Source organism: Streptomyces cinerochromogenes, assembly GCF_014648635.1.
In the GTDB taxonomy this organism is placed as follows: domain Bacteria; phylum Actinomycetota; class Actinomycetes; order Streptomycetales; family Streptomycetaceae; genus Streptomyces; species Streptomyces cinerochromogenes.
On record NZ_BMRM01000022.1, the window covers coordinates 38,635 to 62,723 of the forward strand.

21 protein-coding genes and 1 tRNA gene are annotated in these 24,089 nt (G+C 70.6%); 16 read left to right on the forward strand and 6 right to left on the reverse strand.

Features of this window, described 5'->3' with window-relative positions; genetic code table 11:
- Positions 1 to 265: 265 nt before the first annotated feature.
- Entirely contained in the window at positions 266 to 2,320 is a 2,055-nt protein-coding gene (gene fusA / locus IEZ20_RS33240) for an elongation factor G (RefSeq protein WP_189305609.1), read from the reverse strand.
- A gap of 542 nt (positions 2,321 to 2,862) precedes the next feature.
- Here fusA and IEZ20_RS33245 point away from each other — a divergent pair.
- From IEZ20_RS33245 to IEZ20_RS33280, 8 genes are all read left to right on the forward strand, one after another.
- Positions 2,863 to 3,816 (forward strand): polysaccharide deacetylase family protein, encoded by a 954-nt coding sequence (locus IEZ20_RS33245; RefSeq protein WP_189305611.1) that lies wholly within the window; start codon positions 2,863 to 2,865, stop codon positions 3,814 to 3,816.
- A gap of 378 nt (positions 3,817 to 4,194) precedes the next feature.
- Positions 4,195 to 4,407 carry a hypothetical protein gene (locus tag IEZ20_RS33250; protein WP_173264862.1) on the forward strand — a complete coding sequence of 71 codons (213 nt, stop codon included), beginning with the start codon at positions 4,195 to 4,197 and terminating at the stop codon, positions 4,405 to 4,407.
- A complete protein-coding gene (locus IEZ20_RS33255) occupies positions 4,391 to 4,903 on the forward strand; it encodes a DUF6879 family protein (RefSeq protein WP_189305613.1) in 513 nt (170 codons plus the stop codon). Before IEZ20_RS33250 ends, IEZ20_RS33255 begins: the two co-directional genes overlap by 17 nt.
- Positions 4,900 to 5,733, forward strand: coding sequence for a helix-turn-helix domain-containing protein (locus tag IEZ20_RS33260; protein WP_189305615.1), 834 nt, complete (start codon positions 4,900 to 4,902; stop codon positions 5,731 to 5,733). Before IEZ20_RS33255 ends, IEZ20_RS33260 begins: the two co-directional genes overlap by 4 nt.
- A 563-nt stretch (positions 5,734 to 6,296) precedes the next feature.
- Positions 6,297 to 6,434 (forward strand): hypothetical protein, encoded by a 138-nt coding sequence (locus IEZ20_RS33265; RefSeq protein ID WP_169435287.1) that lies wholly within the window; start codon positions 6,297 to 6,299, stop codon positions 6,432 to 6,434.
- 14 nt (positions 6,435 to 6,448) lie between these two features.
- Positions 6,449 to 7,636, forward strand: coding sequence for a cupin domain-containing protein (locus IEZ20_RS33270; RefSeq protein ID WP_189305617.1), 1,188 nt, complete (start codon positions 6,449 to 6,451; stop codon positions 7,634 to 7,636).
- 29 nt (positions 7,637 to 7,665) lie between these two features.
- Positions 7,666 to 8,538, forward strand: a complete 873-nt coding sequence (locus IEZ20_RS33275) for an aldo/keto reductase (RefSeq protein ID WP_229896406.1) — start codon at positions 7,666 to 7,668, stop codon at positions 8,536 to 8,538.
- Positions 8,519 to 9,373 carry a hypothetical protein gene (locus IEZ20_RS33280; protein WP_189305621.1) on the forward strand — a complete coding sequence of 285 codons (855 nt, stop codon included), beginning with the start codon at positions 8,519 to 8,521 and terminating at the stop codon, positions 9,371 to 9,373. The genes IEZ20_RS33275 and IEZ20_RS33280 overlap by 20 nt, the downstream gene beginning before the upstream one ends.
- Before the next feature lie 31 nt (positions 9,374 to 9,404).
- Here the strand turns inward: IEZ20_RS33280 and IEZ20_RS33285 are convergent, their stop codons facing one another.
- Positions 9,405 to 10,229 carry a recombinase family protein gene (locus IEZ20_RS33285; RefSeq protein ID WP_189305623.1) on the reverse strand — a complete coding sequence of 275 codons (825 nt, stop codon included), beginning with the start codon at positions 10,227 to 10,229 and terminating at the stop codon, positions 9,405 to 9,407.
- A gap of 176 nt (positions 10,230 to 10,405) precedes the next feature.
- On the opposite strand from IEZ20_RS33285, the gene IEZ20_RS33290 reads away from it, so the two are divergent.
- Positions 10,406 to 10,996, forward strand: coding sequence for a hypothetical protein (locus IEZ20_RS33290; RefSeq protein ID WP_189305625.1), 591 nt, complete (start codon positions 10,406 to 10,408; stop codon positions 10,994 to 10,996).
- A 934-nt stretch (positions 10,997 to 11,930) separates the two neighbouring features.
- Positions 11,931 to 12,326, forward strand: coding sequence for a hypothetical protein (locus IEZ20_RS33295; protein ID WP_189305627.1), 396 nt, complete (start codon positions 11,931 to 11,933; stop codon positions 12,324 to 12,326).
- Positions 12,327 to 12,414: 88 nt separating this feature from the next.
- On the opposite strand, the gene IEZ20_RS33300 is transcribed toward IEZ20_RS33295, so the two are convergent.
- Positions 12,415 to 12,502, reverse strand: a tRNA-Leu gene (locus IEZ20_RS33300).
- A gap of 392 nt (positions 12,503 to 12,894) precedes the next feature.
- Between IEZ20_RS33300 and IEZ20_RS33305 the strand changes: the two genes are divergently transcribed.
- The 4 genes from IEZ20_RS33305 (at position 12,895) to IEZ20_RS33320 (ending at position 19,530) form a co-directional block, all read left to right on the forward strand.
- Positions 12,895 to 14,601, forward strand: coding sequence for a thiamine pyrophosphate-binding protein (locus IEZ20_RS33305; protein WP_189305629.1), 1,707 nt, complete (start codon positions 12,895 to 12,897; stop codon positions 14,599 to 14,601).
- A 10-nt stretch (positions 14,602 to 14,611) separates the two neighbouring features.
- Positions 14,612 to 15,844 (forward strand): formyl-CoA transferase, encoded by a 1,233-nt coding sequence (gene frc, locus IEZ20_RS33310; RefSeq protein ID WP_189305631.1) that lies wholly within the window; start codon positions 14,612 to 14,614, stop codon positions 15,842 to 15,844.
- 1 nt (position 15,845) lies between these two features.
- Positions 15,846 to 17,993 carry an acetate--CoA ligase family protein gene (locus IEZ20_RS33315; protein ID WP_189305633.1) on the forward strand — a complete coding sequence of 716 codons (2,148 nt, stop codon included), beginning with the start codon at positions 15,846 to 15,848 and terminating at the stop codon, positions 17,991 to 17,993.
- A 130-nt stretch (positions 17,994 to 18,123) separates the two neighbouring features.
- Positions 18,124 to 19,530, forward strand: coding sequence for an OFA family MFS transporter (locus tag IEZ20_RS33320; protein ID WP_189305635.1), 1,407 nt, complete (start codon positions 18,124 to 18,126; stop codon positions 19,528 to 19,530).
- Positions 19,531 to 19,583: 53 nt separating this feature from the next.
- On the opposite strand, the gene IEZ20_RS33325 is transcribed toward IEZ20_RS33320, so the two are convergent.
- Both IEZ20_RS33325 and IEZ20_RS33330 read right to left on the reverse strand, forming a co-directional pair.
- Positions 19,584 to 20,261, reverse strand: coding sequence for a GntR family transcriptional regulator (locus IEZ20_RS33325; RefSeq protein WP_189305637.1), 678 nt, complete (start codon positions 20,259 to 20,261; stop codon positions 19,584 to 19,586).
- Between the two features lie 130 nt (positions 20,262 to 20,391).
- Entirely contained in the window at positions 20,392 to 21,339 is a 948-nt protein-coding gene (locus IEZ20_RS33330) for a beta-ketoacyl-ACP synthase III (RefSeq protein ID WP_189305639.1), read from the reverse strand.
- A gap of 353 nt (positions 21,340 to 21,692) precedes the next feature.
- On the opposite strand from IEZ20_RS33330, the gene fdhD reads away from it, so the two are divergent.
- Complete coding sequence (gene fdhD / locus IEZ20_RS33335; protein ID WP_189305641.1) at positions 21,693 to 22,541, forward strand: formate dehydrogenase accessory sulfurtransferase FdhD; 849 nt, start codon at positions 21,693 to 21,695, stop codon at positions 22,539 to 22,541.
- 11 nt (positions 22,542 to 22,552) lie between these two features.
- Here the strand turns inward: fdhD and IEZ20_RS33340 are convergent, their stop codons facing one another.
- Positions 22,553 to 22,990 (reverse strand): MarR family winged helix-turn-helix transcriptional regulator, encoded by a 438-nt coding sequence (locus tag IEZ20_RS33340; RefSeq protein WP_189305643.1) that lies wholly within the window; start codon positions 22,988 to 22,990, stop codon positions 22,553 to 22,555.
- 123 nt (positions 22,991 to 23,113) lie between these two features.
- Here IEZ20_RS33340 and IEZ20_RS33345 point away from each other — a divergent pair, with 123 nt between their 5' ends.
- Complete coding sequence (locus IEZ20_RS33345; RefSeq protein WP_189305645.1) at positions 23,114 to 24,031, forward strand: quinone oxidoreductase family protein; 918 nt, start codon at positions 23,114 to 23,116, stop codon at positions 24,029 to 24,031.
- Positions 24,032 to 24,089: the final 58 nt, after the last annotated feature.

The following is a 24,089-nucleotide window of genomic DNA, read 5'->3' on the forward strand; positions in this document are numbered from 1 at the left end:
GGGATTGCACTCATGACTTAATTTAGGACGTGAGTTAATCCGTCCGGGCGGCGCTCGTCAAGGGTTCGGGCAGTTCCGCCGCGTGCTGGTGGCCGGCGCCCGCCGCAGCCGGAGCCGGGCGAGGGCACCGGCTTCGGCTTCGGCTTCGGCTTCGGCGCGCAGGCCACCGCACGGCCCGCACCACGGGCCACGGGCCAGGGGCCAGGGGCCACGGGCCACGGTGGCTCAGGGTGCGGGCCGACGCGCGAGGGGGCGCATGCACCCCTTACCGGACCGGTGCCGGTGCCGGTGCCGGTGCGTAGCCGGCGGGCCGGGTGGTGAAGGTGCCCCGGCCCTGGGTGCGACTGCGCAACCGGGTCGCGTAGCCGAACAGTTCCGCCAGCGGCACGATCGCGGTCAGGACGGCCGCGCCGCCGCGGTTCTCCGAGCCGCCGACCCGGCCGCGCCGGGCGGCCAGGTCACCGAGCACCCCGCCGACCGCGTCCTCCGGCACGGTCGCCGTGACCTCGGCGACCGGTTCGAGCAGAACCGTCGTACAGGCCCGCAGGACCGCGCGCAGACCGAGCCGGCCGGCGGTGCGGAAGGCGGTGTCGGAGGAGTCCTTCACATGCGTGGAGCCGTCGGTGAGCGTGACGCGCACCCCGGTCACCGGATGCCCGCCGAGCGGCCCCTCGGCGAGCGCGTCCCGGCAGCCGGCCTCCACCGCACGGACGTACTCCTGCGGGACGCGCCCGCCGACCACGGCGGACCGGAACTCGAAGCCGACGGTGCCCGGTCCGGGACCGAGCGGCTCCACGTCCAGGACGACATGGGCGAACTGCCCCGCCCCGCCGTCCTGTTTGACGTGCCGGTACGCGAACCCGGTGACGCCGCCGACGACGGTCTCCCGGTACGCCACCCGGGGCCGGCCCACGGTGACCTCCGGTCCGCCGTCGCGGCGGATCTTCTCCACCGCGACCTCCAGGTGGAGTTCGCCCCTCCCGGACAGGACGGTCTGCCCGGTCTCGGTGTCGGTGCGCACCACCAGCGAGGGGTCCTCCTCGGCGAGCCGGGCGAGCGCCGTGGCGAGCCGTCCGGTGTCCGTGCTCCGCCGTGCCTCGACGGCGACGGACACCACGGGCTCGGCGGTCACGGGTGCCTCCAGCAGCAGGGGTGCGCCGGGATCGCACAGCGTGGCGCCGGCCCGGGCCGCCTTCACGCCCGCGAGCGCGACGATGTCACCGGCGACCGCCCGGTCCAGCTGAACGTGCCGGTCCGCCATGACCCGCAGGATCCGCGCCACCCGCTCGGTGCGCCCGCCGCCGGGGTCCGCCACGGTGTCTCCCTTCTCGATCGTGCCCGAGTAGACGCGCACGTAGGCCAGGCGGCCGGTGGCGGACGCGTTCACCTTGAACACGAGCCCCGCGAACGGCGCGTGGGGGTCGGCGGGCCGCCGCTGCCCGGCGCCGTCACGCGTCCCGCGTACGGCGGGGACGTCCAGCGGCGACGGCAGGTAGGCCACCACCGCGTCCAGCAGCGGTTCGACACCTCGGTTGCGGTAGGCGGAGCCGCACAGCACGACCACGCCGTCCCCGGTGCGGGTGAGGTCGCGCAGGGCCGCGGTGAGGGTCCCGGCGGAGAGCGTCTCGCGGTCGCAGAACTCCTCCAGGGCGGCCGGATGCCGTTCGGCGACCGCCTCCTCCAGCGCGCGCCGCCGCCGTACCGCCTCCTCCCGCAGCTCCTCCGGCACCGCGCCCCGCACGGCCGTACCGTCGTCGCCCCACACCAGGGACCGCATCCGCACCAGGTCCACGACGCCGGTGAAGCCGTCCTCGGTGCCGATCGGCAGCTGGACGACGAGCGGGGCGGGGTGCAGCCGGTCGCGGATGGAGGCCACGGCCCGGTCGAGATCGGCGCCGGCGCGGTCCAGCTTGTTGACGAACGCGATCCTCGGGACGCCGTGCCGGTCGGCCTGCCGCCACACCGACTCGCTCTGCGGTTCCACGCCGGCCACGGCGTCGAACACGGCGACCGCCCCGTCGAGGACGCGCAGCGAGCGCTCGACCTCGTCGGCGAAGTCGACGTGGCCGGGGGTGTCGATGAGGTTGATGCGGTGGCCGTCCCAGGCGCAGCTGACGGCGGCGGCGAAGATGGTGATGCCGCGGTCGCGTTCCTGCGGGTCGAAGTCGGTGACGGTGGTGCCGTCGTGCACCTCGCCCCGCTTGTGGGTGGTGCCCGTCGCGTACAGGATCCGCTCGGTGACGGTGGTCTTGCCGGCGTCGACGTGGGCGAGGATGCCGAGGTTGCGGACGGCGGCGAGGGTGTCGATGTGGGTGCGCACGGCCCGGTGCCTTTCGGGAAGCGGTGCTGGAAGGGGGCGGCGCGATTCCCCGTGGTCCCCGTGTGCCGAGGCGTGCGGACGTGCGTGCGGACGTGCGGCGGCGGCCGGGCGTGTGGGGCCGGGCCGGGCCGCCGTGGTGTCGGCGCGGTGTCAGCGGGGTGTCACGGGCATCCGGTGCCGGCCGCGCAGCGGGCACCGGACGGACGAGGACACCAGGATCACCTCGGTCCGCGCGGGGGGAACGACGACGGCGGTACGGTCACGCACGGCCCGGCTCCCCTCGATCGTCACGGCTCACGCGTCGCGCCGCCGTCGTGTCGGTGCGGCGCGCGGTGCGTGGCGAGTCTAGGCAGGGCCGTGGGACCGGGGCATGCGAATTTCCGCGCACCGCCACTCGGCCGCCCACCCGTTCGCCACCGAGTGGCTGATCATATGTCCGGTCTTGTCGGGTTACCGTTCTGCCGCGATCGACCAGGGTTGCGGGCCCTTGGAGGTGGAACGGCACGGTGAAGCGGCGGACGGGCAGAGGCAGCCTCGGACGGATGGGGACGGGCGCGGTGGCGACCGCCGCGGTGGCGGCCGCCATGGCGATCGGGGGCTGCGGCGGGGACGGCGGCGCGGGCGGTGGCGGCGGAACCGGTCGGGACACCGGACCGGCGCACCCCCGCCTCACGCACGGCGCCGCGCCGGGCACCGGCTCCCCCGCCTGGCGCGCCTGGGGCCTGAGCCCGCTGCCCCCGGCCCCCGATCCCCCGGCCGACAAACCGGTCAAGCTCTCCGCGACGGGCGCCGTACCGGTGGTCACGCGGGTTCCGGTCACGCAGCGCGTGGTGTTCATCACCGTCGACGACGGCCAGGAGAAGGACCCCCGGTTCGTCCGGATACTGCGCGACCTGGGGGTCCCGATCACCATGTTCCTGACCGACGACGCCATCAGGTCCGACTACGGCTACTTCCGGCAGCTTCAGGCGCTGGGCAACCACGTCCAGAACCACACCCTGCACCACCCGGTCCTGACCGGCCTCCCGCCGGCCCGTCAGAGGGAGGAGGTGTGCGGCGCCCAGAAGATCCTCACCGAGCGGTACGGCAGCGCACCCCTGCTGTTCCGGCCGCCCTACGGCGCGTACGACGACGCCACCCGGGCGGCGGTCGCCGCGTGCGGGCCCCGGGCGATCGTCGGATGGCGGGCCTCCATGCAGATCCACGGCCTGCGGTACGAGGACGCCGGCCGCAGACTCCGCCCCGGAGACATCATCCTCGCCCACTTCCGGGGGCCCGCGGAGCTGAAGGGCACGACGATGACCCAGATGTTCGCCAACCTGCTCCGGCACGTGCGGCAGCAGGGGTTCGCGGTGGCACGGCTGGAGAACTACGTGCGTCCACCGATGTCCGCCCACGTCGGCGACGTGCCGGACCGCAGGGGTGCCGACAGCCCTGGAACGCGAAGAGACCCCAGATCGACTGGGGTCTCTGCTGGTGTCCGAGGGGGGACTTGAACTCTCCACTCGGGCACCAGCCCCCAACCACTCTGACCTGGGGAAACGCCCGTCGACAGGCTTGATTTCGGCGGGCGTTTCTCCTGTTCTTTCCTGCCGTTTCAGGCCCTCTCGGGCCTCTGTTGGTCATGCGTTGGTCACGTGGCCAACCCTCCTCCAGCGCGTCCGTCTCTGGTCAGGCTTCCCGGACCGCGCCACGGGGCTACGCCCAGTCTGCACGGGCGCGTACGTGACCACGTACTGGGGGTGGCTAGGGCGGCCGGGGACCTGTTTATGCAAGGACACGCATAGTCGCGTTCACGCATAGACGCGTAGCGCCACCCCCTCTACTGTCGGTGAGCAGGCGGCCCAAACGGGGCCAGAGCAAGGGGGTTTGGCATGTCCGAGCGTTCGGCACTCACCCGGCTCACGGGCAACGGCAACGGCGAGTGCGGAGAGAAGGACTGCCCGAACGTCTACCGCGACGAGACGGACGGCGGAATCGTTGTTCAGGGCGACCAGTGCGCCGCGTTCCAGCCTCCGGCAGGTGAGGCGCTGGTGAAGATCCCCGAGGACGTTCTGAGGGAGGCTGTCCGTGCACTTGGATGGTGACGCGTGGAATGACTGCTTCGATTCCATGGAGCATGAGGCGTGGCGGCTGGAAACGCGGCCCGTCTACACCATGCCCCAGGAAGCGGAGAAGCTGAAGCGCTTCCTCGCCGGAGAGAAATCCCCGGACAATTACACGTCGGCCTGGATGGACGAGGTTCGGCAATGGGCCTCGGAGGGGAAGAGCGTCGGCAGGGTGCACGTCGTGACTCGCCCACTCTCGGATTACCTCCGGTTCGAATTCGAGTATTACTACCGGCACCACGTGAAGGCGGGCGAGGATATCCGCATTCTCGACCTCACTGACCGAGAGAACCCGGGGCTTCCGGATCAGGACTTCTGGATGTTCGATGAGTCCAAGGTGGTCCTGATGAACTACCGGGCGGACGGGACGCAGATAAACCGGGAACTGTACGAGGGTGATCCTGAGCCGTATCAGCAGTGGAAGCGGATTGCCGTTGCCGAGTCGGTTCCATTCCTGGAGTACGTGAGCGGGTGACGTTCGACCCTGAACAGTTGGGGCAGCCGAAGCAAGAATTGGCCGCCCTACTGAAAGAACTACGCAAGCGGGCCGGCCTTACTGGGGACCGGCTCGCTCGGCGTTGCAACATGTCCCAATCAAAGATCAGTCGGATCGAGAACGGGAAAGCGCAACCGAGCCTGCTCGACCTGGAGAGAATCCTCCGGGCTGTCGTTGCTCCACCCGAGGTCATCGAGGATGTCATTGCCCTCGCGAGGCTGGCCAATACCGAGTGGCAAGACCTGCGCTCGCTGCGCCGCAGAGGACTGGAAAAGAAGCAGACCGAACTTGCCGCGCTCGAATCCTCCTCTACCGAGTTCCGTTTCTTCCTGCTCTCGATGATTACGGGACTGCTGTCCACCCCTGAGTACATCCGGGCCAGCCTCGCCTATTCCCCGGCTGATGTCACTAAGATGATCGTGAGGAAGTTGGAGCGGCAGGAGGTTCTTTACGACACGAAGAAGCGGTTCACCTTCATCCTCACCGAACAGGCCGTGAGGTGGCCACTCCTGCCTCCGGCCGCGATGGCGATGCAGATTGACCGGCTGGCCTCGCTGACCCACCTGCCGAATGTGAAGCTCGGTGTCATCCCAATCGCGGGATACAAGCCCATGGCTCCGATGGACACCTTCACTGTCTACGACAACGCCCTGGCCACTGTGGAGAACACCACCGGTGTCGTGATCCTGAGAGATCCACGCGACATCGAAATGCATCTGGAACTGTTCTCGACATTAGAGGGGTACGCGCTGTTCGGGGCCGAAGCGCGAGCCTTGTTGACGGAGTGGGCTGCCGCCTGCCGTTCATGATCTTTAGTCCATGACGGGAAAGAACTACACAGCCGCCGATTTCTGGGCCAATGATTTCCCCCATGACAGCGACCGAGCGAAACGAAGAGCGGGTGCGCTACGGCGTAGGTCGGGGACTGGAGTACTGGCGGGCGCTCGGCCCTGATGGTGGTGTGCGCTCGTGACCGGGCGTATGACTCTGCGGGTGTCGTACGACGGCGGCCGGACGTACGGCCCGGTGCGCGAGGTGCAGGTGGAGCCGCGCAATGCGGTGATCCTGGGTTCGCCGACCAAGTACCCGCCGTGCGGGTGCCCTCGGTGCACGGGCCGCAGTTCGTTGCCTGCCAGTGCGCTCCGCCCCGTGACGGTGGAGCCGAAATCGACGTGATGCGTCGCTTGGGCCACTGGGTGCTGCGCCACTTTGGCCGGTACGCGGGACCGCTCTACCTGGCCGCGATCCTCAGCGGCTGTGCCCTGGTTCTCGCTGGAACTCTGGCGATCCGGTAACAGCCGCACTCGTCGCTGTCCCCCTTTGCTTCCTGCCGGATTCCCGGCGGGAATTCCCCGAGAAGAGAGGTAGTCCGATGGTGGAAGAGAACACCGGTTCGGTGGCCCCCGAGGGGGGTGGCCTGCTCGTCGCGAAGCGGAAGATCGTGGCCGCGCGCACCCGTGCCGAGCAGGAGTCTGACGTCAGCAGTGGCCGTTCCGACGGCAACGACTGACGGGAGCGCCCACGTTGCTTGATGCAGCCTCGTGGGCGGGGCGTCTGGGCGGGGACACGTTCCTCGCCCAGACGTACCACCGCTCCTACGCGCACTTCCCCGGGGTCGCCGACACGGCGGGCCTGTTCTCCTGGGACGACCTGAACCGGATCATCGCCACGCAGCGACTGGAGCCGCCCCGGCTGCGCCTGTCGGTCGACGGCGAGATGGTCCCGCTCCACCGCTACGCGATCCCGACCACGAACCGCCGAGCGGTCACCTGGTCCCGCATCCAGCCGTCCGACTTCCACGCCCAGCTCAGGGACGGGGCGTCGCTGGTCCTGGACGCGGTGGAGAAGATCCACCCCGCCGTGGGGGCGGCTGCGGAGGGACTGGAACGCTTCCTTGGGACTTCCGTGCAGGCCAACGTGTACGCCTCGTGGACCGAGCGGGAGGGCTTCGGCCGGCACTGGGACGACCACGATGTGGTCGTGGTCCAACTGCACGGCTCGAAGCGGTGGCGCCTGTGGGGGATGACCCGTGAAGCGCCCACCTTCCGGGACGTGGAGTCGCCGGAGGAGCCGGAGGGCGACCCGGTGGCGGACCTCGTTCTGTCCCCGGGTGACGTGCTCTACCTGCCGCGCGGCTGGTGGCACTCGGTCACCGCTGACCAGGGAACAGAATCCCTTCACCTCACGTTCGGGATGGTCCCGCACACGGGCGCTGACCTGATGCTCTGGGTCGTCGACCAGCTCCGGGTGTCCCTCGCGCTCCGCAGGGACATCCCGCGCTTCGGCTCGCTGGCGGAACAGTCGGACTTCACCGACGCCGTACGCCGTGAAGTGGCCGACATGATGGCGGACCCCCGCCTCGTGGAACGATGGGCGGAGTCGATCGACACGACGGACCTGAGCCACGCGATTCCGTCCCTGCCCTACGTGGACGGCGTCCCCGCACAGGGGGAGATCACGGTCAAGCTCACCACTCCGAGGGGCCGCCTGACGGCGAACCGCGAACAGGGCACGGTTACCTTCTCGGCGGCCGGTACCGCTTGGGACTTCGCCGAGTCCGCCGCGCCCGCGCTGGGCACGCTGCTGACCAACCAGCCGACCACGCTCGGCGAACTCGCCGACTCCGCCGGACTGGAGGTCAAGGAGGTGGCCGAACTGGTCTCCGTCCTCATCGACGGCCACGCCGTCGCAGTCGTGGGGACGGCGCTGTGACCGCCGCTCTCTGCCTGGGGACATACCGCGTGCGTGCCGTCAGTCAGGCGGCACGCACCGCCCTGGCCGCCGGTAGTCCCTGGGTGGACACGGCCCCGAACTACGCCCGTGGTCTGGCGCATGAGGAGCTGCGCCCGGTTCTCGGTGAGTACCCGACCGTGCGGGTAGCCACGAAGACGGGGTTCTTCACGGCGGAGCAAGGCCGCACCGCCCTGGCTGAGGGAGTGCTCCCCCGGGAAGAGGCGGCCGGTAGGCACAGCCTTGAACGGGGCTTCGTCCGCTGGCAGACGGAGCGATCCTTGGCCGCGCTCGGGCGCGTGCACCTTGTGTTCGTGCACAACCCCGAGCACCACGGGCATGGCCTTGACCGTGCCGTTCTGCACGGGCGTGTACGGGAAGCCTTCACGGCGCTGGAAGAGTTCGCCCATGCGGGCAGGATCGACGGGTACGGCGTCGCCACCTGGTCGGGCCTGACCTCCGGAGCGCTCAGCGTGCCCGAGTTGCTCACGCTCGCCCGGCAGGCGGCCGGTTCCGCTGAGCACCACTTCACGGCCTTACAGATGCCCGTCAGCCTGATCATGGATGCCCCCATCACACAAGCCCTGAACGGCGGCGGACCACTGGCACAAGCGAAGGACGAGGGGCTGATCACCTTCGGCTCCGCTCCCCTGCACGGGGGCGAACTCCTCGACGCCATGACACCCGAACTGGTGAACCTCATCCGCCCCGGCCTGTCGGCCGCAGCCGCTGCCCTGCTGGCCGCTGGCTCGTGCCCTGGCCTCGATGTCGTCCTCACCTCCGCGAGCACCCGCGAGCACTGGGACGATGTGGCCAAGGCTCTGGCTGCGCCGCTGACGGCCCAGGAACTCAGGAAGGTGACGGATGGACTCGCCGGTGAATGAGGAGGTGCAGGCCCTGATGGAGGCCGCCCACGGCCGGGCGGCCAAGGCACTGGGCCTCACCTGCACGGGGCCGCTGGCGTGGGGCTTCCTCGGTGTCACTCTCGGACGCCGAGCGGGGGACCGGTGGCTACGGGTGAGCCGGACGGCGAAGAGGAACGCGGGCAGGAAGGCGGGGGAAGGCATCGTCGGCGCCTCGGAGCTGGTGCCTGACGGCGTGCCCCGCCCCCACCTGTACGCGGTGCATGACTGGACTGACGGCGAGTGGGCCTTCGAGTCGGAAGTCCTGGACTACCTCACGCAACCCATCGTGTCCCCCGACCGGGCCGACATCGACCACGACCCGAGGTTGCCTGACCAGTGGTGGGCGGACCTTCGCCAAGCCCTTGCCCTCCTCGCTGAAGCGGAGGGAGTGAAGGCAACCGTGCGGGACGGGTGGATCGAACGAGCCTTCCCCCAGTTCCTCGGCATCCCTGCCCCCGCCAAGGTGGAGCGGGTGACCGGTCACGGTGACCTTCACTGGGGCAATCTCACCGCCGCACCCCTGTGCCTGCTGGACTGGGAGCGGTGGGGACGGGTGCCCTTCGGCTATGACGCGGGACTCCTCCACGCCAACAGCCTGCTTGTTCCCGACGTAGCCGCCCGCATTCGCAAGGAGTTCGCGCCGATCCTCGACACCCCCGCCGGCCGAATCGGGGAACTCGCGGCCCTGGCCGAGATGCTGCAAGCCGTAGCCCGTGGCTGGTATCCCAACCTTGCACCCCGCCTTGTCGCCCGCGCGGAGACGCTCACTGGAGTTCGCCCGCCCGTCCCTGTGCACTCGGAGGTGAGCGCCTGACTGCGCCCCTGTGCGCCTGTCTCAGGCGCTCTCACCGATGTGCCGGTACAAGGGTGGCCCGAGAGATCCCCAGAGCCTTGCCGATGGCCGTGACGCTCTCGCCCTTGGCGTGCCGGGCACGGGCTATGGCTAGCTTGTCGTCGTCTACGACGGAGGGGCGTCCACCGTGGTTGCCCTTGCGGGCCGCAGTGTCCAGCCCCTCCAACGTCTTCTCCCGAATGCCTTCGCGCTCCACCTCTGCGGCCACGGCCAGGACGGCGAACACGATGGCGCCTGCCCCGTTCGGGTCGTACAGGCCCTGCAAGGGACCGGAGAGGAGTTCCAGTTGGATGCCGTCCTTCTGAAGCGTGGACGAGAGAGTCATGAGTTCCGCCGCGTTGCGGGCAAGGCGCTTCATCTCCACCACGGTGAGGATGACTGGCTGGTTCGGAGCGGCTGCCCTGAACTCCCGCGCGAGAGTGAGGGCCTTCTCCAGTTCCGGCCGCTCCTTCACACGGGTACTGATCTTCTCCGAGAACACCCGCGTGCAGTCGGCACGGGCCAGCATGTCCAACTGGCTCTGTAGTTCCTGCCCAACCGTGCTGCACCGGGCATAGCCCAGTCGTATCGCTGCGCCCGGCACGGCTTCGGCCACCACGGGCACGGGCGCACCCTGCACCCATCGCTTACCGGGGTTGCGGTCGGCCGGGATCTTCACGGTGAGTTCCGCTTTCAGCGCGGGCACGAGGGCGAAGCGCCCCGTGTGGTAGTTGGCTGCCACCTTGCCCGCTCCCGTACGGCAGGGGCTACCAGCGGGGGCTTCGCACTTCGGGCAGGGGTGACGTTCGACCTGATCGGCCGGGGTGTTCGTGGTCATGGCCAGGCCGTCTCATAAACGTGTCTCGAAAGCCAGCCGTGAGACGGACTTTTTGAGACGGGTTTCGAGACGCGAGAGTGGGGGTGAATCGGACACCGCCCACGACTGGCCAGACCGTCTCACTATGGACGGCTATTGAGACGACTGATGCACGTCTCGCCGCTACCCTGGCCCGCATGCCTGATGAGTCGCCGTTGCAGCCCGTGCTCGAAGATGAGCTTCCGCCGCTTCGCCCGGAAGAGGAGATGGAACAGCTCCAGCTTCGCATGTCCTTGCTGGTCGGCGAGGTTGCACGCGCGAGTGCGTCGCTGGAGGAATTTCTGCGGAAGCTCATGGTCGCCCTGCTTGACAGCAAGTACGGCGAGGTAGCGGCTGCGGGCCTCGGGGCCAACGAGCTGGTGGACATGTGTACCGCACTGGTGAAGATCAACCGCGAGCTAACGGAGCCCCAGCGCGCCGAGTGCCGGAACATGCTCGGGGCGGTCAAGCCGCTTCTTGCCCGGCGTAACCGCTTGGTGCACGGAGTATGGGCGCCAGAACACGTGTCGATAGACGAGCCCTTGCCTAGCACGGCAACGGCAAGTATCAGCAGGAGGCGTAGTGCAACGATCCATGTGGAGATCTCCTTCGAAGAGGCTGAGGAGCTGGCAAACGAGCTGAGCACCTTGGGTGTTGAGATCTTCAAGTGGATCTGCCACTCACTGATCTGGCAACTGCGGCGTGAGCAGGTGACCGAGCCGCCATCTGAAGCAGCGGAGGGGGTATGACCCCTTGCAAGTGAGCGACAGACCGCCATGTCTTAGCAGCTCAGATCCTGCCACGGTTCCAGACCTCGTCAGGGCAGCGGCGACCGTAGGCAGCAGCGGAGAAGTGGCAGGTGGGAGCGCTGCACCTAGCCTGGCCGGCACTCGGAGCCTGCACGAGAATGACACCTTCGGGGCTTGCCGTAAGTGGCTGCGCTCTGTGGTCGCGTAAGCGGCCCACGCTTCTCGCTGTAAGTTGAAGAGGCTTCGCGCTATGGGGGCGCGGCAGCGCCCCACCTGGCTGGCTTCCCGGTCTTCCTGATGTCTGCCCCTTCGGGGCCGCTCCGTCGAAGCTGCTTCCGTCCGTGCGGCCGGAGGCCGCCCCTATCGCTTACATCTTCGCCGCTACACGCACGTACGTAAGTGGCTTCCGGTTGAGCGGCGAATGGCCGCCCTCTCTGGTCCCGCCTTCGCCGTTGGGTCTTCGCCCATGGGGGCGCTGCGCGCCCCTCCTTCGCTTCGCCGCTGCACGTAAGTGGCTTCACGATGTCGGCCCCCTTCGAGGCCGCTCATTGCAAGACTCTGGACTTCCCTTGCTAGATGGGAACAAGCCGCTCGGCCCCAAGAGCGTCCGCCACATCCACAACATCATCTCGGCGGCGCTGGACTCGGTGACCGGAGGAAGCTCCTCACGGTCAACCCCGCCCACACTGCCAACCCGCCCACGGAACGGCAGATCAAGGCGGCACAGCCGGACTTCCCGACCCTCAATGATCACGAGACGACGCACTTCCTCAAAGAGATATGGAAGCCATGCGGCAACCGGGCCTGTGACGACGGACTGACCCACCACTGCCTTCGGGACGCCCCGCTGTGGACCGCCTACGCGGCCACCTCTTGCCGCCGCAGTGAAGTGCTGGGTTGGAAGTGGTCGCTCATCTACGTAGACCAAGCCCAGATGAACATCCTCAAGTGGCAGAAGGAGCGCCAGGACGCGGAGCGGGAGCGGCTCGGGGATCTCTGGGTGGACCATGACCTCGTGTTCGCCCGTGACGGATTCAAGCTGTACCGGGGCGAGGCAGGCGGACCGCAGAACCCCGAGAAGGTGTCGGCCCGCTGGCGGAGGGCACGCAACCGTCTGCACCTGCCGGAGAACTTCCGGCTGCACGACTGGCGGGCGTCGAAGATCACGAACGATCTCGACAATCACGAGAACCCGGTAGTGGCCCCGGCCAACGCCCGGCACCACTCGCCGGGCTACACCATGGCGCGGTACGGCAGGCGCCGCGCTGAGGGAGCGAAGAAGCTGGTTGCTTCGAGTGCCAGCCGTCTCGGCCTGTCATCCCTGGTCTGACCAGGAAGTTCGCTCGGCTGTTGGTCACGTGGTTGGTCACGCCACAGCCGGAGAAACAGAAAAACCCCAGGTGAACTGGGGTCTCTGCTGGTGTCCGAGGGGGGACTTGAACCCCCACGCCCGATAAAGGGCACTAGCACCTCAAGCTAGCGCGTCTGCCATTCCGCCACCCGGACCAGGTGTCTGCCGCCTTGCGGGGCGTGTTCCCCGCGGCGACATGGACAACAATACCAAGGTTTCGGAGTGCGTTTCACCTGCGTATCCGTCCGCCGGGCGGCCCGGGGCCGCAGGATCGCCGACGGTATACCGTCCGCGAGGCCTTGTGCGCCGAGCGTGGTCGCCGACGTCGCGCCGCAGGCGGGGAGGCCGGTCGTGCGCCGCCCGAACCGCCGGCCGGAGGGCGCGCGGCCCCGGCGGCCGAAAAGTGTGTACGCCCCCTGGACAGCGTCCGCTCGATGCGGGATGACGGCTCATACAGTATGCGTCGACTGTATGCAATCCGTCCATGCGTTGCGTGCAGAGCACCTCGCGAGCCACCCATCCCCGACGAAAGGGACAGGACTCCGCCATGCCCGACGACACCTCCTCCGACACCGACGACGGCACCCAGGACCTGGTCTCCGGTGGTCATCTCGTTGCCAAGGCACTGAAGGCCGAGGGGGTCGACCGCATCTACACCCTGTGCGGCGGCCACATCATCGACATCTACGACGGCTGCGTGGACGAGGGAATAGAGGTCGTGGACGTACGCCACGAGCAGGTCGCCGCGCACGCCGCCGACGGGTACGCCCGGGTGACCGGCAGGCCGGGCTGCGCGGTGGTCACCGCGGGGCCGGGGACCACCGACGCCGTCACCGGCGTCGCCAACGCCTTCCGCGCCGAGTCGCCGATGCTGCTGATCGGCGGCCAGGGCGCCCTCGCCCAGCACAGGATGGGCTCCCTGCAGGACCTCCCGCACGTCGACATGATGGCGCCGATCACCAAGTTCGCGGCGACCGTGCCGGACACCGCACGCGCGGCGGACATGGTGTCGATGGCGTTCCGCGAGTGCTACCACGGCGCGCCCGGCCCCTCCTTCCTGGAGATCCCCCGGGACGTCCTCGACGCGAAGGTGCCGCGCGCCCGGGCCCGCGTCCCCCGGGCCGGCGCCTACCGGGCCTCGACCCGCTCGGCCGGCGACCCCGAGGCCATCGAGAAACTCGCCGACCTGCTCGTGCACGCGGAGAAACCGGCGGTCCTGCTGGGCAGCCAGGTGTGGACGACCCGGGGCACCGAGGCCGCCGTCGAGCTGGTGCGCACCCTGAACCTCCCGGCGTACATGAACGGCGCCGGACGCGGCACGCTCCCGCCGGGCGACCCGCACCACTTCCAGCTCTCGCGCCGGTACGCCTTCTCGCACGCCGATGTCATCGTGGTCGTCGGCACCCCGTTCGACTTCCGCATGGGCTATGGCAGGCGGCTGGCCCCCACCGCCACGGTCGTGCAGATCGACCTCGACTACCGCACCGTCGGCAAGAACCGCGACATCGGCCTCGGGATCGTCGGCGACGCCGGTCTGGTCCTGAAGTCGGTGACCGAGGCCGCCACCGGACGGATCAACGGCGGGGCCGCCCAGCGCAAGGCGTGGCTGGACGAGCTGCGGGCGGCCGAGCAGGCGGCGGTCGAGAAGCGGCTGCCGCAGCTGCGGTCCGACGCCTCCCCGATCCACCCCTACCGGCTGGTCAGCGAGATCAACGACTTCCTCACCGAGGACTCGGTCTACATCGGCGACGGCGGCGACATCGTCACCTTCTCCGGGCAGGTCGTCCAGCCCAAGTCGCCCGGCCACTGGATGGACCCGGGCCCGCTCGGCACCCTCGGCGTCGGCATCCCCTTCGTCCTCGCCGCCAAGCAGGCCCGCCCCGACAAGGAGGTGGTCGCCCTCTTCGGGGACGGCGCCTTCTCGCTCACCGGCTGGGACTTCGAGACCCTCGTCCGCTACGACCTCCCGTTCGTCGGCATCGTCGGCAACAACTCCTCCATGAACCAGATCCGTTACGGCCAGGCCGCCAAGTACGGCAAGGACCGCGAGCGGGTCGGCAACACCCTCGGCGACGTCCCGTACGACAGGTTCGCGCAGATCCTCGGCGGCTACGGCGAGGAGGTCCGCGACCCCGCCGACATCGGTCCCGCCCTGCGCCGGGCCCGTGAGTCGGGCAGGCCGTCGCTGGTCAACGTCTGGGTCGACCCGGACGCGTACGCCCCCGGGACCATGAACCAGACCATGTACAAGTGAGGTGAAGCCCGTGACCGCCAAGGCGCTCGACGGCATCCGCGTCCTCGACATGACCCACGTCCAGTCCGGGCCCTCCGCCACCCAGCTCCTGGCCTGGCTCGGCGCGGACGTGCTCAAACTGGAGGCACCGGCCGGTGACATCACCCGCAGGCAGCTGCGGGACCTGCCGGACGTCGACTCCCTCTACTTCACGATGCTCAACTGCAACAAGCGGAGCATCACCCTCAACACCAAGACGACGCGCGGCAGGGAACTCCTCACCGAGCTGATCCGGCGCTCGGACGTCATGGTCGAGAACTTCGGGCCGGGCGCGGTCGACCGGATGGGGTTCACCTGGGACCGCGTCAGGGAGATCAATCCACGGATCGTGTATGCCTCCATCAAGGGGTTCGGGGACGGCCCGTACACCGGTTTCAAGGCGTACGAGGTCGTCGCGCAGGCCATGGGCGGGTCGATGTCGACCACCGGTTTCGAGGACGGGCCGCCGCTGGCGACGGGGGCCCAGATAGGGGACTCGGGGACGGGTGTGCACGCCGTGGCGGGGATCCTCGCGGCGCTCTTCCAGCGCGAGCGGACCGGGCGGGGACAGCGCGTCGACGTGGCCATGCAGCACGCCGTCCTCAACCTGTGCCGGGTGAAGCTGCGGGACCAGCAGCGCCTGGCACACGGGCCGCTCGCCGAATATCCCAACGACGACTTCGGCACCGAGGTTCCCCGCTCGGGGAACGCGTCCGGCGGCGGTCAGCCGGGCTGGGCGGTCCGGTGCGCACCGGGCGGCCCGAACGACTACGTGTACGTCATCGTGCAGCCCGCCGGCTGGCGGCCGATCACCGAACTCATCGGCCGGCCGGAACTCGCCGAGGACCCCGAGTGGGCCACTGCTCAGGCCCGGCTGCCCAAGCTGGACAAGATGTTCCAGCTGATCGAGGAGTGGTCGGCCACGCTCCCCAAGTGGGAGGTGCTCGAGCGGCTGAACGCGCACGACATCCCGTGCGGCCCGGTCCTGTCCACCCGGGAGATCATCGAGGATCCCTCGCTCGCCGCCAACGGGATGGTGGTCCGCGTCCCGCACCCCGAGCGCGGCGAGTTCGTGACCGTCGGCAGCCCGCTCAAGCTGTCCGACTCCCCCGTGGAGGTGACCAGCTCCCCCCTCCTCGGCGAGCACAACGAACAGGTCTACGTCGGCGAACTGGGCCTCGGTGACGAGGAGCTGCGCCTGCTGAAGTCGGACGGGGTGATCTGACGTGAGGGCCGAGGACCGGGTACGCAGGGTGCGGTCCCTGCTGGGGTCCGTGCGGGCCGAGGGCCGCACCGCGCTGACCGCGCCCGAGGGCAGGGTGCTCGCCGAGGCGTACGGGATCGCCGTACCGGGCGAGGAGCTGGCGGCGGACGTGGACGAGGCGGTGGCCGCGGCGGCACGGTTCGGCGGGCCGGTGGTGCTGAAGGTCGTCTCGCCGGACATCCTGCACAAGACCGAGGCCGGCGGGGTCGTCGTGGGCGTGGAGGGCGCGGCCGAGGTGCGGGCCGCGTTCCGCCGGATCGTCGGGAACGCGCGCGCGTACGACGCCGGCGCCCGTGTCGACGGCGTCCTGGTGCAGGAGCTGCTGCCGGCGGGCCAGGAGCTGATCGTCGGCGCGGTCACCGATCCCGCGTTCGGGAAGGTGGTGGCGTTCGGGCTCGGCGGGGTGCTGGTCGAGGAGCTGAGGGACGTGACGTTCCGCCTCGCACCGGTCCGCGCCGACGAGGCGCTGTCCATGCTCGACTCCATCCGGTCGGCGCGGATCCTGCGCGGGGTCCGCGGGCGGCCCGGGGTGGACCGGTGGGCGGTGGCCGAGCAGATCCGGCGGGTGTCCGAACTGATCGCGGACTTCCCGGAGATCGCCGAGGTGGACCTCAACCCGGTGATCGCGACGGCCGGGGGCGCGGTCGCGGCGGACATCCGGGTGATCCTCGCCGAGCGGCAGCCGGTACCGCGGCGGACGTACACGCGCGAGGAGATCCTCGCCTCGATGCGCCGGCTGATGCAGCCGCGCGCGGTCGCCGTGATCGGCGCCTCGAACGAGCCCGGCAAGATCGGCAACTCGGTGATGCGCAACCTGGTCGACGGCGGCTTCGCCGGCGACATCCACCCGGTGAACCCCCGGGCCGACGACATCCTGGGCCGCAAGGCGTACAGGAGCGTCACCGACGTGCCCGGCGAGGTGGACGTGGCCGTCTTCGCCATCCCCGCACGGTTCGTGGCCGGGGCCCTGGAGGAGGTGGGACGCAAGGGCGTCCCCAACGCCGTGCTGATCCCCTCCGGGTTCGCGGAGACCGGCGAGCACGGACTCCAGGCGGAGATCGTGGCGATCGCCGAACGGCACGGCGTCCGCCTGCTCGGCCCGAACATCTACGGCTACTACTCCACCTGGCAGGACCTGTGCGCGACGTTCTGCACGCCGTACGACGTCAAGGGCGGGGTGGCGCTGACCTCGCAGTCCGGGGGCATCGGCATGGCCGTCCTGGGCTTCGCCCGCACCACGCGGACGGGTGTGTCGGCGATCGTCGGCCTCGGCAACAAGGCGGACCTCGACGAGGACGACCTGCTGACCTGGTTCGGTGAGGACCCGCACACCGAGTGCGTCGCGATGCACCTCGAAGACCTCAAGGACGGGCGGGCGTTCGTGGCGGCGGCCCGCGCGACCGTGCCGAAGAAGCCGGTCGTGGTGCTGAAGGCGGGCCGTACGGCGGCGGGAGCGAGGGCGGCCGGCTCGCACACCGGCGCGCTCGCGGGCGACGACGCCGTGTACGACGACATCCTCCGGCAGGCCGGGGTGATCCGGGCGCCGGGCCTGAACGACATGCTGGAGTACGCGCGCGCGTTGCCGGTCCTGCCCGCCCCTCGGGGGGACAACGTGGTGATCGTCACCGGCGCGGGCGGCAGCGGCGTGCTGCTGTCGGACGCGGTGACCGACCACGGGCTGTCCCTGATGGAGATCCCGCCCGACCTGGACGCGGCGTTCCGCCGGTTCATCCCGCCGTTCGGGGCGGCCGGCAACCCGGTGGACATCACCGGCGGCGAGCCGCCGTCGACGTACGAGGCGACGATCCGGCTGGGTCTTGCGGACCCGCGCGTCCACGCCCTGGTGCTCGGCTACTGGCACACCGTCGTCACCCCGCCGATGGTCTTCGCCGAACTCACCGCGCGCCTGGTCGCCGAGTTCCGCGAGCGGGGTGTCGAGAAGCCGGTCGTGGCCTCCCTCGCCGGGGACGTCGAGGTCGAGGAGGCCTGCCGGTACCTGTTCGAACGGGGGGTCGTGGCGTACCCGTACACGACCGAGAGGCCGGTGGCCGTGCTCGGCGCGAAGTACCGGTGGGCGCGGGCGGCCGGACTGCTGGGGGGCGGTTCATGAGGTGAGCGGCGGGGGCCGGACCGGCGGCGGTCCCCGCGGTACCGGCTCTGTTCCCTCAAGGCACCGGGCGGGCCCGACGCCCGGCGCATCGTGCCCGACCCGCATCCGCTCGGCGAGGAGATGGCGTGACATGACGGCAGACCCGATGGCCAGGAACAGCACAGGATCCGCGGACTTCGCGCACCGGCCGTACCGGGAGGTGACCGACCCGCACGGCCGGGTGTACCGGATCGGGGAGACCGACCGGGACATCCTCGGTCACCCGCGCTCGCTCATGGTGTACCTGCCGTGGATCGCGATGATGGCGATCAGCGTGTTCGAGTACGCGTACGGCTCCGCGGAGGACACCCTGTCCCGCGCGCACGGCTGGAGCCAGTCCGGCACCTTCTGGATCCTCAGCGTCTGGGTGTTCTTCCAGGCCGGTGTCGCCTTCCCGGCGGGCTGGCTGCGCGAGAGGGGCGCACTGACCGCGCGCCGCGCGATGTTCACGGGATCCTTCCTGTGCCTGGCCGGCTTCGTGGCGCTGGCGCACCTGCGCCAGGTGTGGTGGGCGGTCCTCGGCTTCGGCGTGGTCGGCGGGACCGGCTCCGGACTGGTGTACGCGACCTGCATCAACATGGTCGGCAAGTGGTTCCCGGAACGGCGCGGCGCCCGTACCGGGTTCGTCAACGGCGGCTTCGCGTACGGTTCGCTGCCGTTCATCTTCATCTTCAACTACGCCTTCGACACGGCGAACTACCGCGAGGTGCTCGACCTGATCGGTGTGTACGTGCTGATCGTGGTGTTCGCCTCGGCGTTCTTCTTCAGGGACCCGCCGAAGAACTGGTGGCCCGCCGAGATCGACCCGCTCACCGTCTCCGGCGACCGCGGGAACGCGGCCTCCCTCGCCCAGAACCCGCCCGCGGTACGGCAGTTCACGCCGCGCGAGGCCGTCCGGACCGGGATGCTGCCGCTGATGTGGGTCTCGATCGTGATGACGGCCGGTGTGTCGATCTTCGGCATCTCCTTCCAGGTCGACTTCGCGAAGGACGTCGGCTTCGGCCCGCTGGTCGCGGCCTCCTCCATGGGCGTGATGGCGGTCATCAACGGCGTCGGCCGCGGGGTCGTGGGCTGGCTGTCGGACCGGTGGGGCCGCAAGAGGACCCTCGTCTTCGTCATCGTCGTCCTGGGGCTCGCCCAGTTCGGTGTCATCTGGGCCGGTGACGTCCGCAGCGAGCCGCTGTTCCTGGTCTTCGCGTTCCTGTCCGGCTTCGGCGGCGGCGCGTTCTACCCGCTGTTCGCGGCGCTCACCCCGGATTACTTCGGCGAGAACTACAACGCCACCAACTACGGCCTGGTGTACAGCGGCAAGCTGGTCAGCGGCCTGTTCGGCGGCGGTCTCGGCTCGATGGTGGTCGGCGCCTGGGGGTACGACGGGGCGTACGCACTGGCGGGCGGGGTGTCCATGGTGGCGGCGGGACTCGCCCTGCTGCTGCGGCAGCCGGGCCGGACCGGCGGACCGGCGGTGCCTTCCGCGAGGCCGCACCCGGCCTCCTGACGTCCGGCGGAGGGCGGGGAGCCGACCGCTCCCCGCCCTCCGCCGTGCGTTGCTCAGCTCGCGTCGCGTTCGTGGTACGACCGCCGGGTGTGCTCGGTGTGTTCGCGCATCAGCTCGGTGGCGCGCTGCTCGTCACGGGCGGCGATCGCGGTGATCAGCGCGCGGTGCTCGATCCACGACTGCCGGCCGCGCTGCCGGGCCACCGGCGTGTAGTACCAGCGGACCCGCCGGTCGACCTGGGCGGCGAGTCCGGTGAGGACGGTGTTGCCGGCCAGCTCCATCACCTTGGCGTGGAAGGCGGCGTTGAGGGCGACCGCGCGGTCCACGTCCTCGTCCGCCACCGCCTGCTCGCCCTCGGCGCACAGCTCCTCCAGCGCGGCGATGCCGGGGCTGCCCGCGTGCGCGGCGGCCAGCCGGGCCGCCTCCGCCTCCAGCAGGGTGCGGACCGTGAGCAGCTGGTCGGCCTCCTCCTCGGTCGGCTCGTGCACGAACGCGCCCTGGGCGGGCCGCAGATCGACCCATCCCTCGGTGTTGAGCCGCTGGAGCGCCTCGCGCACGGGCTGCCGCGAGACACCGAGGTGCCCGGCGAGTTCGCTCTCCACGAGGTGCTGGCCCGGCTGCAGGGCGCGGGTGGTGATCAGCTCCAGCAGTGCCTCGTACACGCGGTCGCGCAGCGGTCCGGGCCGTTCCAGTCTGGGCACCGCCCCCGGCGGCAGTCCGGTCGACAACATCGCGGTCCCCTCCTGGGCGGGTCTGGACGCGTGGGCGCTGGACGCAGGCGCTGGACGCTCAGTATCGATTGTCTTTCGTCTACAGTCTACGGCGCACGGCATCCGGGGGCGGGGCGCACGGAGTCCCTGTTCAGGGGCAGCGCACGACCTGTCCGGCGTACGACAGGTTGCCGCCGAAGCCGAAGAGCAGCACGGGGTCGCCGGTGCTGAGCGCGCCCTGTTCGAGCAGCTTGGAGAAGGCGAGCGGGATGCTGGCGGCCGAGGTGTTGCCGGACTCGGTCACGTCGCGGGCGATCACCGCGTTGACGGCGCCGAGCTTCTCGGCCAGGGGCTCGATGATGCGCAGGTTGGCCTGGTGCAGGACGACCCCGGCGAGGTCCTCGGGCGCCACCCCGGCCTTCTCGCAGGCCTGGCGGGCGATGGCCGGCAGCCGGGTGGTGGCCCAGCGGTAGACGCTCTGGCCCTCCTGGGCGAACCGCGGCGGCGTGCCCTCGATCCGCACGGCGTGCCCCATCTCCGGCACCGACCCCCACAGCACCGGTCCGATCCCGGGCTCCTCCCCCGGCGGGCAGGACGTCAGGACGGCGGCCCCGGCTCCGTCGCCGACCAGGACGCAGGTGCTGCGGTCGGTCCAGTCGGTGACGTCGGACATCTTGTCGGCGCCGATGACCAGGGCGCGGGTGGCCGCGCCGGCCCGGAGGGTGTGGTCGGCGGTGGCCAGGGCGTGGGTGAAGCCGGCGCACACCACGTTGACGTCCATGGCGGCGGGCTGCGGGATGCCGAGCCGGGCCGCGACGCGGGCGGCGGTGTTCGGGGAGCGGTCGATCGCGGTGGAGGTGGCGACGAGCACCAGGTCGATGTCGCCGGGGGTGAGCCCGGCCGCGGCGAGGGCCTTGGCGGCGGCGTGCGCGGCCAGCTCGTCCACGGGCTCGTCGGGGCCGGCGATGTGCCGGGTGCGGATGCCCACCCGGCTGCGGATCCACTCGTCACTGGTGTCGACCATGCCCGTCAGGTCCTCGTTGGTGAGCACCTGGGCGGGCTGGTAGTGACCGATGGCGGCGATGCGTGAGCCGTTCATTCCGGGAATCCCCCTCGTGGCCGTGGGTAGCGGGATGCACCAGTCTGATCAGTGACTCACGGGTACGACGGCAGGTGAAGCCACAGGAATCGGGCGCCGGGATTGTCGGCTCTCCTCAGACCCCCGGGTGTACGCGCGTCCACCACGGCACCGTCCGCCCTCCGCACCGAGCAGGGCGCGGCCGGTGCGCACGGCCGGTCTCCGGGCCCGCGCCGGGCGGGGCCCCGCCGGACCAGTCGTCCTCGGCGCCCTTGTCCGGCAGTGGCCTGCACGCCGTCCTTCCCGTGCAGGACAATGAGCCGTGAAGGGCCGTTTCGGCTGCCAGCGCGTACAGAACCGGGGCTGATCAGAACATGGGACGAGTCACGGAACGCCGCAAGGTCCTGCGCATCCGGGACGGCGCGGTCTCCGCCCGGCCGGACACGCTCGTCGCCGAGGAGCCCCTGGAGATCCGGCTGAACGGCAAGCCGCTCGCGATCACCATGCGCACCCCCGGCGACGACTTCGCGCTGGCGGCCGGCTTCCTGGTGAGCGAGGGCGTCCTGGCCTCGGCGGCCGATCTGCAGAACATCGTCTACTGCGCGGGCGCCACGGCGGACGGCTCCAACACCTACAACGTGGTCGACGTGAGGACCACGCCCGGTGTGGTCCTGCCCGACTTCACCCTGGAGCGCAACGTCTACACCTCCTCCTCGTGCGGGCTGTGCGGCAAGGCCAGCCTGGACGCCGTCCGTACGACCACGCGCTGGCCGATCGCCGACACTCCCCCGCTCCGGGTCACGCCCGAGCTGCTGGCGGCCCTGCCCGACCGGCTGCGGGCGGCGCAGCGGGTCTTCGACCGGACCGGGGGCCTGCACGCGGCGGCGCTGTTCGACGAGGACGGGCAGCTGCTGGACACCCGGGAGGACGTGGGCCGGCACAACGCGGTCGACAAACTGATCGGACGGGCCCTGCAGGACGACGCGCTGCCGTTGTCCCGGACGGTCCTCATGGTCTCCGGCCGGGCCTCCTTCGAGCTGGCGCAGAAGGCGGTGATGGCGGGCATACCCGTGCTCGCGGCGGTGTCGGCGCCCTCGTCGCTCGCGGTGGACCTGGCCGCGGAGACGGGGCTGACCCTGGTGGGCTTCCTGCGCGGCAGCTCGATGAACGTGTACGCGGGCGAGGAGCGGATCGTCCTGCGGGAGCCGGCCGCCCGGGGCTGAGCCGGCGCCGGTCAGGCGTCCGTGCCGGAGATCCGCAGCAGCAGGTCCAGGAACCGGTCCCGTTCGGCGGCGGACAGCGGGGCGAGCAGCGCGTCGTTGGCCTCGCGTGCCGCCTTCTCGCAGCGTACGAGGAGCCGGGCGCCCTCCTCGGTGAGGGAGACGGCGTTCTTGCGCCGGTCGCGGGGGTCGGGGGCGCGCTCGACCAGACCCGCGGACTGCAGGTCGTTGAGGATGCCGACGACGTCCTTGGGGTCGAGGCTCACACCGCGGCCCAGGTCGGCCTGGGCCACCGGGGCGAGGTCCCGGACGGCGGAGAGCACGACGTGGTGCCACATCTTCAGCCCCTCGGCGGCGAGGGCCTCGGCGACCAGGGCGCGGCCCCGCGCGGCGGCCCGTCCGAGGAGCCAGCTGGGCAGGGAGCGGATCGCGGGCAGGGGTGCTTCGGCCATGCCCGCAGCCTATCCGAAGAATCATTGGACTTCCCAACGAACCTCCCCTACCGTTGGGGCTCCCCACGAATTCATGGGTGTTCCCAACGATCGCGCCGGTCCGTCCGGCCGCTGGAGGTTGCGATGCGTCGCGTCCGGTACGAGTCCACCGGCGGCCCCCTGTTCCTGGAAGACGCACCCGTCCCCGGACCCGGCCCCGGAGAACTGCTGGTGCGCTGCGCGGCCGTCGGCGTCACCCTGCCGATGGTCCGCAAGGTGGCCGAGGCCGCGGAGCCGGTCCCGCTGGGCGGTGAGCTGGCGGGCGAGGTGGTCGCGGCCGGCGAGGGCGTGACCCGCTTCCGCCCCGGCGACCGGGTGACCGGGCTGTGCTTCGGGCACGGGTACGCCGAGTACGCCGTCGTGCACGAGTCCATGGCATCGCCGGTACCGGACGGCGCCGACGCCGTGACCGCGGTCGCGCTGGTGCGCAGCGGCCTGGTGGCGCTGGGCGCGCTGGAGGCGGCGCGGCTCGCACCGGGCGAGTCGGTCCTTGTCACGGCGGCGGCGAGCGGGGTCGGCCATCTCGCCGTCCAGCTGGCACGGGCCCGGGGCGCCGGCCGGGTCGTGGGAGCGGTGTCCGACCCGGCGAAGGCGGACTTCGTACGCTCGCTCGGCGCGGACGACTGCGTCCGGTACGGCGACGACGGCTGGGGCGACCCGGTCGACTGCGTCCTGGACGCCGTCGGCGGCGACCTGCTCGGCCCCGCCGTCGCCGCGCTCGCCCCGCACGGCCGCCTGGTCGCCTACAGCTCGGGCGGCGGCACCGTCCGGGCCTACGACCTGCTGGTGGGCGCCAAGTCGGTGATCGGCTTCCAGATGGCGCTGATCGCCCGGGGCCGGCCGGACCTGTACGAGCGGTGGCGGCAGGAGCTGTGGCGGCTGTTCGCCGAGGGCGCCGTGAAGCCCGCCGTGCACGCGGAGTTCTCCCTTCAGGACGCGGCGGCGGCACACGAGGCGGTGACGAGCCGGGCCAACCTGGGCAAGGTCGTCCTGCGCCCGTAACCGTCCGCACGCTTCTTGTGACGTGGACCACTCCCTACTACCGTCAATGAGACGCACG

Excerpts from the sequence above, each read along its gene's own strand:
- IEZ20_RS33245 (WP_189305611.1), top strand. The coding sequence starts at position 2,863 with ATGGGGACGGGCGCGGTGGCGACCGCCGCGGTGGCGGCCGCCATGGCG.
- IEZ20_RS33250 (WP_173264862.1), top strand. The coding sequence starts at position 4,195 with ATGTCCGAGCGTTCGGCACTCACCCGGCTCACGGGCAACGGCAACGGC.
- IEZ20_RS33265 (WP_169435287.1), top strand. The coding sequence starts at position 6,297 with ATGGTGGAAGAGAACACCGGTTCGGTGGCCCCCGAGGGGGGTGGCCTG.
- IEZ20_RS33280 (WP_189305621.1), top strand. The coding sequence starts at position 8,519 with ATGGACTCGCCGGTGAATGAGGAGGTGCAGGCCCTGATGGAGGCCGCC.
- IEZ20_RS33285 (WP_189305623.1), bottom strand. The coding sequence starts at position 10,229 with ATGACCACGAACACCCCGGCCGATCAGGTCGAACGTCACCCCTGCCCG.
- IEZ20_RS33290 (WP_189305625.1), top strand. The coding sequence starts at position 10,406 with ATGCCTGATGAGTCGCCGTTGCAGCCCGTGCTCGAAGATGAGCTTCCG.
- IEZ20_RS33295 (WP_189305627.1), top strand. The coding sequence starts at position 11,931 with ATGAACATCCTCAAGTGGCAGAAGGAGCGCCAGGACGCGGAGCGGGAG.
- IEZ20_RS33305 (WP_189305629.1), top strand. The coding sequence starts at position 12,895 with ATGCCCGACGACACCTCCTCCGACACCGACGACGGCACCCAGGACCTG.
- IEZ20_RS33320 (WP_189305635.1), top strand. The coding sequence starts at position 18,124 with ATGACGGCAGACCCGATGGCCAGGAACAGCACAGGATCCGCGGACTTC.
- IEZ20_RS33325 (WP_189305637.1), bottom strand. The coding sequence starts at position 20,261 with ATGTTGTCGACCGGACTGCCGCCGGGGGCGGTGCCCAGACTGGAACGG.
- IEZ20_RS33330 (WP_189305639.1), bottom strand. The coding sequence starts at position 21,339 with ATGAACGGCTCACGCATCGCCGCCATCGGTCACTACCAGCCCGCCCAG.
- fdhD (WP_189305641.1), top strand. The coding sequence starts at position 21,693 with ATGGGACGAGTCACGGAACGCCGCAAGGTCCTGCGCATCCGGGACGGC.
- IEZ20_RS33340 (WP_189305643.1), bottom strand. The coding sequence starts at position 22,990 with ATGGCCGAAGCACCCCTGCCCGCGATCCGCTCCCTGCCCAGCTGGCTC.
- IEZ20_RS33345 (WP_189305645.1), top strand. The coding sequence starts at position 23,114 with ATGCGTCGCGTCCGGTACGAGTCCACCGGCGGCCCCCTGTTCCTGGAA.